The organism is Parasphingorhabdus sp., from assembly GCF_041748495.1.
Classification (GTDB): Bacteria; Pseudomonadota; Alphaproteobacteria; order Sphingomonadales; family Sphingomonadaceae; genus Parasphingorhabdus.
Window position 1 is genome coordinate 1 of record NZ_JBGTDD010000174.1, and the last position, 5,718, is coordinate 5,718.

A 5,718-nucleotide genomic window follows, 5' to 3' on the forward strand; every position below is an offset into this window, starting at 1 on the left:
CCGGCTTTTCGGCACCGGATGATGCCAGACGATGGTCTCGCCGCTCGGCCGCGCGCACAGCCAGCAGGGCACCGGCGTCGGCGCCTCCTGCTCCTCGTCGAACGGATGGTCCTGATAGCCGCCATGTTTCGAATGTTTGCGGGCCATGTGCTGATGCCTGTTCTGGTGCCTGAGTTGGCGGGATGTGGGCTGGGGGTCTAGGCGCGCGCACCAGCCATTACCAGATAAAGCTGCTTGTCAGTTCAGGCCATGCCGCAGCCATCGCGCCCAACCGCCTTTATAAGCACAAGCTGCACCAATAATATGACAATACGTCTGCAAGGAGCGTCGCCCATGGCCACCGTCCGCAAAACCATCACGCTCAGCGAGAGCCAGGACGCCTGGATCAAATCCCAGATCGCGAGCGGCGCCTTTACCAATGACAGCGAATATATCCGCGATCTGGTCAAGCGCAACCAGACGCAACAGGACCGGCTTGCCACGTTGCGCGCGGCGATAGCCGAAGGGCTGGACAGCGGCCCCCGCGACCGGTCTCTGGACGAGATATGGCGCGCCGCCGAAGCCCGCGCCGTAAATGGCTGACCTGCACCTAGGCAGGCGCGCCGCAACCGATCTGGCCGAAATACCCGACTACACCATCGCCGAATTCGGCATCGATCAGACCCGCCTGTACCGCGACCGGCTTCACGCCTGTTTCCACTCCCTGCAGGGCAACCCGCAGCTGGGCCGCAGCGCCGAAGAGATCGCCCCCGGATTGCGCCGCATCCGCCAGCAGGCGCATGTTGTTTTTTACAGGGCTGAGCGGGATGCGCTGCATATCGTGCGCGTGCTGCATCACAATATGGATTTCGAGGGGGGTTTTTGAGGAGTGGTTGGGGTGGGATTGCCGGATATAGAATGGGGTTACGGGATTACAGGAACGCGATGACAGTGCGGTTGTTCAAGCAGTCACCATAATGAAGCTAGAAGTGCAACGTCACCGTAATTCCTGTTACCGTAATTTCGAGAAGCGGTCCTCTCCAATTCCTGTCCAATTACATCGCGAGAGAATGAAGAGTTACTCTGAACATTTTTCGTAGGGAACAAGGAAAACCTCATAAGTGGCTTGAGACTGACCGACCAAGGGGGCTGTCTGCTCAAGCAAGTCTTTTAAAGAAGCCACGATAGTCTCAACGGTTTCGACGTCGGCGCTATCACCGCCACCGTAACGGAAGTAGAGACTGTTTTTTCCTTGGGTATTGTGAGTGCGATTTGCGATCTGGATTGAAGTGCGGGTGCTTTCGTTGAGCGCTAAGCCACGCTCCTCGGCCTTCTCCAATGCTTTGTCGAGATCGTGCCCTAGCGACTTGATTTCCGAGACCCCGTCTTCCGTTGCGACGATTGCAGACTTCAGAAACAACTCGAAGGCAAAACCAACGAGAAACCAAATCGCTGGTGAGTGAGCACCATTGTAAGCGGCCTTCTCAACATCGGTGTCATTTCGTCCTACTGCAACAGCCATTGCTACGTGTGTAAGCTGGAATGCCGACAGGCCAAAACTATAGGCACGGCGAAACAAGTCACCGGCAAGGCTATCCCAATTCGAATCTGCTCTGCTTTGTTTCACTCGATGTAGTTAGCTGGATCAATCATCCGACGCCATGAGCGATTTCTTGGTTCTGCAAAGCTGACTGTCAGCAACCGGCCCATTTCCTACTGTAGGCGATGAAGCCGTCTTGCGTCGGCTTTTCGGCTCCCACCATTGCCACGCAAATGTCTGAAACTGGGTGGTTTTGCGACGGTCCGCTATCGGCTGGCCAAGAAGCAATAGCAGACCTAGGGGCGGTAAGCGCAGATCGATGGCTTTGCGCTCTCGTTCCTGCCGGTCAGTAAGCTTTGTTCATTGCTTGGAAGCTGACATCTACTTTTGGCCTGAGGGGTAAGGCAAATCATGAACAATCGGGAGTAGGCCGTGATCATGAACGCCAAAACCGACCTGAGCCTTGACTCATAGCCTTTGTGTCTGTCAGTAAAAACCGGGGGCTAGAGGATAAGTTGCGTATTCTCCCATCTAGGGTCGTATTTTTATGAACCAAAGGGGTAATATCATGAACGGTATTTTTAAGTCTATTTCTATATCAGCAGCGACGGCATGTTTGGCTTTAAGCACACCAGCCGCGGCGCAACTCAAGGTATGGGAAGACTACACTCCACAAAAGACTGTGGTGGAATTGACTTACGTAAAAGTGGATGAGGGCCAACTCGGCTTTTACCTGGAAGGTTTGAAGGGAACCTGGGTAAAGGCCAACGAGGTATCCAAAAAATTGGGGCAGATTAGCGATTACGGCATTTACGTTGTGCCTTATGGTGACAATGATGTGAACCTGGTCCTCAGGGTCAACTATCCCAACATGGCTGAGCTGGACGCTGATAAGGCCAAATATGACAAGTTCATGGCGGCCTGGGGCGAAGCCAACATGGAAAGCAGCAACAAGACAGTGCGGGAACTCTATAACAATATTCGCAAGATCCAAGGGACCTATATTCTGCGCGAAATCAAGATGAACACCGACAAATAAGCTATCATGAAAATGACATAGGGCGGGAGTTGCTTCCCGCCCTTTTTATCAGACTGGGAAGTTTAATGTTCTCCGTCGGCATTCAATAGATGATAAAAACTAGATCCTCAGGCCCCATCTTCAGCATCCCTGCCGTAATCATCGATAGCGCCATACCTACATGAACGGTACAAGACCGTGTCACAGTCATCGATCCCGCAATTAAGGTGACAGTGCACTTTTACAAATAGTCGTGACAAAGAAGATAAGGCTGATCTGTTACGAAGACCCGGCAACCCATAACTCCAGTCAGTACACCACCCCAAACCCCAACTACCGCCGAACCCGATCCATCTTGCCAAATTCACTATCCAGCCGCGCCACCAGCTTTTTCAGCGCCCGGTTCACCGCCGTCTCCGGCACATCCGCCCGGTCCGATACGGCGATCGGCTGACCGCCGGCCGGGCGCGCTTCGATCGAGGCCTCGACGCCGTCCGGGCCGTCAGTGGCGCCATCGATATCGCGCACATGCACCGCGATCCGGGTCAGGCGGCTGTCGAACCGCGCCAGCCGTTCCCGGATACGCGCCTCGACCCGATCGGCCATGTCGCTGGTGCCTTCGATATTATTGTCGCTGTTGAACTGGAAATCCATAAGTCTCTCTCTTTTTTGATACTGGGAAATCTACGTTCGAACCGTCTGTTCGTTCCAGAAAGTCAGGAAGGACAGGGCCGCAGGTCCGCAATAGACCGCGCTCCTAATAAGGCGGCGCATCCAGCCCGGTCGGGCTCTTGGTAAATATCTCGCAGCCATCCTCGGTAATCCCGATACTATGCTCGAACTGCGCCGTCAGCGAGCGGTCGCGGGTCACCGCGGTCCAGCCGTCGTCGAGCATCTTGCAGGCATATTTGCCGATATTGATCATCGGCTCGATGGTGAAGAACATGCCGGGGCGCAGCTCCGGGCCGGTGCCGGGGCGGCCGGCGTGGACCACTTCCGGGGCGTCGTGGAACATCTGTCCCAGGCCGTGGCCGCAGAAATCGCGGACCACCGAATAGCGGTGGCCCTCGGCGTGGCTCTGGATCGCGTGCGCGACATCGCCCATGCGGTTGCCCGGCTTCGCCTGCTCGATGCCCAGCATCATGCATTCATAGGTCACCTGGACCAGCTTGCTCGCCTTGATCGGGGTCTTGCCGACCAGATACATCCGGCTGGTGTCGCCGTGCCAGCCGTCGACGATCACGGTAACGTCGATATTGACGATATCGCCCTCGGCCAGCTTCTTGTCGCCGGGGATGCCGTGGCAGACGACATGGTTGATCGAGGTGCAGCAGCTGTGGGTAAAGCCGCGATAGCCCAGCGTCGCCGGCACGGCGCCGGCGGCAAAGGCCTGCTGGCGAACCATGTCGTCGAGCGCGCCGGTGGTCACGCCGGGGACGACGTGCGGCACCAGCGAGTCCAGGATCTCGGCGGCCAGCCGGCCGGCCTTGCGCATGCCTTCAAACGCGTCCGGCCCGTGCAGCTTGATCGCGCCGGTGCGGGATTGCGGGGTGGTGTCTTCTACGGTCAGATAGTCTGTCATGCTGCCTATATAACGAGCCATTCGCGCTTTTGCGAGGCCTGCCGTGCACATGTTTTCAGTTATTTAACACAAATGGGCTAGACCATGGCGTTTGAAGTTCGGGGCAAGGCCATGCTGACAAAATTGAAAATGCTGCTGATCGGGGCAGCGCTGCTGCTCGGTTCGGGGCAGGTCATCGACCGGTTTCAATCGCTGGTCGCACCGGAATGGCAGTGGTTCGGGCTGGCCGCTTATGGCGCGCTGCTCGGCCTCTGCCTGATCGGCATCGTCAGCGCCGCCTTCATCCCGGCCGCGCTGATCCGCTGGAGCTTCGCCCTGTTCATCTCGGTCGCCGGGATCATGGTCGAAACCTACCAGAGCTCGGCCGAGGATCATATGCCCTATCACGCGTTCATCAGCATGATCAACGCCTCCGGCTCGCTGCACGAGGCCTGGGGCCAATATGCCGGACCGATCCTGATCGGCGCGGGGCAGGGGCTGCTGCTGCTGCTCGGGATCGGGCTGGGTCCGCACCGGGCCCGCGCCGGAGCCGGTGAAAATCTGGCTCCCGTCCACGGCAGGATGTGGCCCGCCGCCCGCGGCAAAATGCTGGTGGCCGCGCCGCTGCTGACCCTGTTCGCGCTCGCCGGCATCCTGTTCGTCCGTGGCGGTGATGGCGCCCGCGGCCTGCCGGCCAGCTATACCGGCGCCGCATACACCTTGCTCTACGGTTACGAGCGGTCCACCGCCGTGATCATGCCGCGGCAGCCGGTCCGGCTGCCGGTGGTCCGGCCGCTGAACGGTGACGGCGATATCGTGCTGTTGGTCGATGAAAGCATTTCCGGCCATTATCTCGACATCAACAATCCGGACGGCGTCCACAGCGGGCTCAAGGCACCGCAAAACGGCGTCACCGCGCATAATTTCGGCCTCGCCGTGTCGATCGCCCATTGCAGCGCCGCCGTCAACATGACGCTGCGCCACGGCGGCACCCGCGACGATTATGTCCGGATCAACGGCAGCATGCCCTCGATCTGGGCTTATGCCAAGCGCGCCGGGCTGGAGACCATCTATATCGACGTGCAACGGACCAAGCGGATGTTCAACAATCTGATGGACGAATCCGAACTGCAGGACGTCGACCAGTGGGTCGCGTTTGACGGTGTCCCGATCCAGCGCCGCGACCATGCCTCGGCCGACGCGCTCGCCGGCTTTCTCAACGACGGCAAGAGGCAGTTCATCTATCTCAACAAGATCGGCGCGCATTTTCCGATCCACGACAAATATCCCGACGCCTATATGCGCTATCAGCCGGTGCTGCCGCGCGGTCAGTTTCTGCATATTTCCGACACCGGCGACCGCGACGGCTTTTCCGGCTCGGCCGAAAGCTGGGTGCTCTACCGCAACGCCTATCGCAACACCCTGCTGTGGAATGTCGGTGCCTTTTTCGACCGGCTGCTCGGCCAGGCCGATCTCGGCAATTCGACCATCATCTACACCGCCGACCACGGCCAGAATCTGCACGAGCGCGGCGGCACCGGCGTCGTCACCCATTGCTCGCCCGACCCGCAGCCGGAAGAGGGCCTGGTGCCGCTGGTCGTGCTCGCCGGCGATCCCGGC

The 5,718-nt window shown here is 58.6% G+C and carries 7 protein-coding genes; 4 read left to right on the forward strand and 3 right to left on the reverse strand.

Going from position 1 to position 5,718, the window contains the following annotated elements:
* Positions 1-333: 333 nt before the first annotated feature.
* Together ACEW8J_RS14940 and ACEW8J_RS14945 are read left to right on the forward strand one after the other, a co-directional pair.
* Positions 334-582 carry a type II toxin-antitoxin system ParD family antitoxin gene (locus ACEW8J_RS14940; protein ID WP_373492437.1) on the forward strand — a complete coding sequence of 83 codons (249 nt, stop codon included), beginning with the start codon at positions 334-336 and terminating at the stop codon, positions 580-582.
* Positions 575-865, forward strand: a complete 291-nt coding sequence (locus tag ACEW8J_RS14945) for a type II toxin-antitoxin system RelE/ParE family toxin (RefSeq protein WP_373492438.1) — start codon at positions 575-577, stop codon at positions 863-865. The genes ACEW8J_RS14940 and ACEW8J_RS14945 overlap by 8 nt, the downstream gene beginning before the upstream one ends.
* A gap of 192 nt (positions 866-1,057) precedes the next feature.
* On the opposite strand, the gene ACEW8J_RS14950 is transcribed toward ACEW8J_RS14945, so the two are convergent.
* Positions 1,058-1,606 carry a hypothetical protein gene (locus tag ACEW8J_RS14950; protein WP_373492439.1) on the reverse strand — a complete coding sequence of 183 codons (549 nt, stop codon included), beginning with the start codon at positions 1,604-1,606 and terminating at the stop codon, positions 1,058-1,060.
* A gap of 481 nt (positions 1,607-2,087) precedes the next feature.
* Here ACEW8J_RS14950 and ACEW8J_RS14955 point away from each other — a divergent pair, with 481 nt between their 5' ends.
* Positions 2,088-2,558 (forward strand): hypothetical protein, encoded by a 471-nt coding sequence (locus ACEW8J_RS14955; RefSeq protein WP_373492440.1) that lies wholly within the window; start codon positions 2,088-2,090, stop codon positions 2,556-2,558.
* A 312-nt stretch (positions 2,559-2,870) separates the two neighbouring features.
* Here the strand turns inward: ACEW8J_RS14955 and ACEW8J_RS14960 are convergent, their stop codons facing one another.
* Both ACEW8J_RS14960 and map read right to left on the reverse strand, forming a co-directional pair.
* On the reverse strand, positions 2,871-3,191 hold the full coding sequence (locus ACEW8J_RS14960) for an HPF/RaiA family ribosome-associated protein (protein ID WP_373492441.1): 321 nt from the start codon (positions 3,189-3,191) through the stop codon (positions 2,871-2,873).
* Between the two features lie 103 nt (positions 3,192-3,294).
* A complete protein-coding gene (map, locus tag ACEW8J_RS14965) occupies positions 3,295-4,119 on the reverse strand; it encodes a type I methionyl aminopeptidase (RefSeq protein WP_373492442.1) in 825 nt (274 codons plus the stop codon).
* A gap of 84 nt (positions 4,120-4,203) precedes the next feature.
* On the opposite strand from map, the gene ACEW8J_RS14970 reads away from it, so the two are divergent.
* The coding region (locus ACEW8J_RS14970; protein WP_373492443.1) for a sulfatase-like hydrolase/transferase at positions 4,204-5,718 on the forward strand (1,515 nt) is incomplete at its 3' end.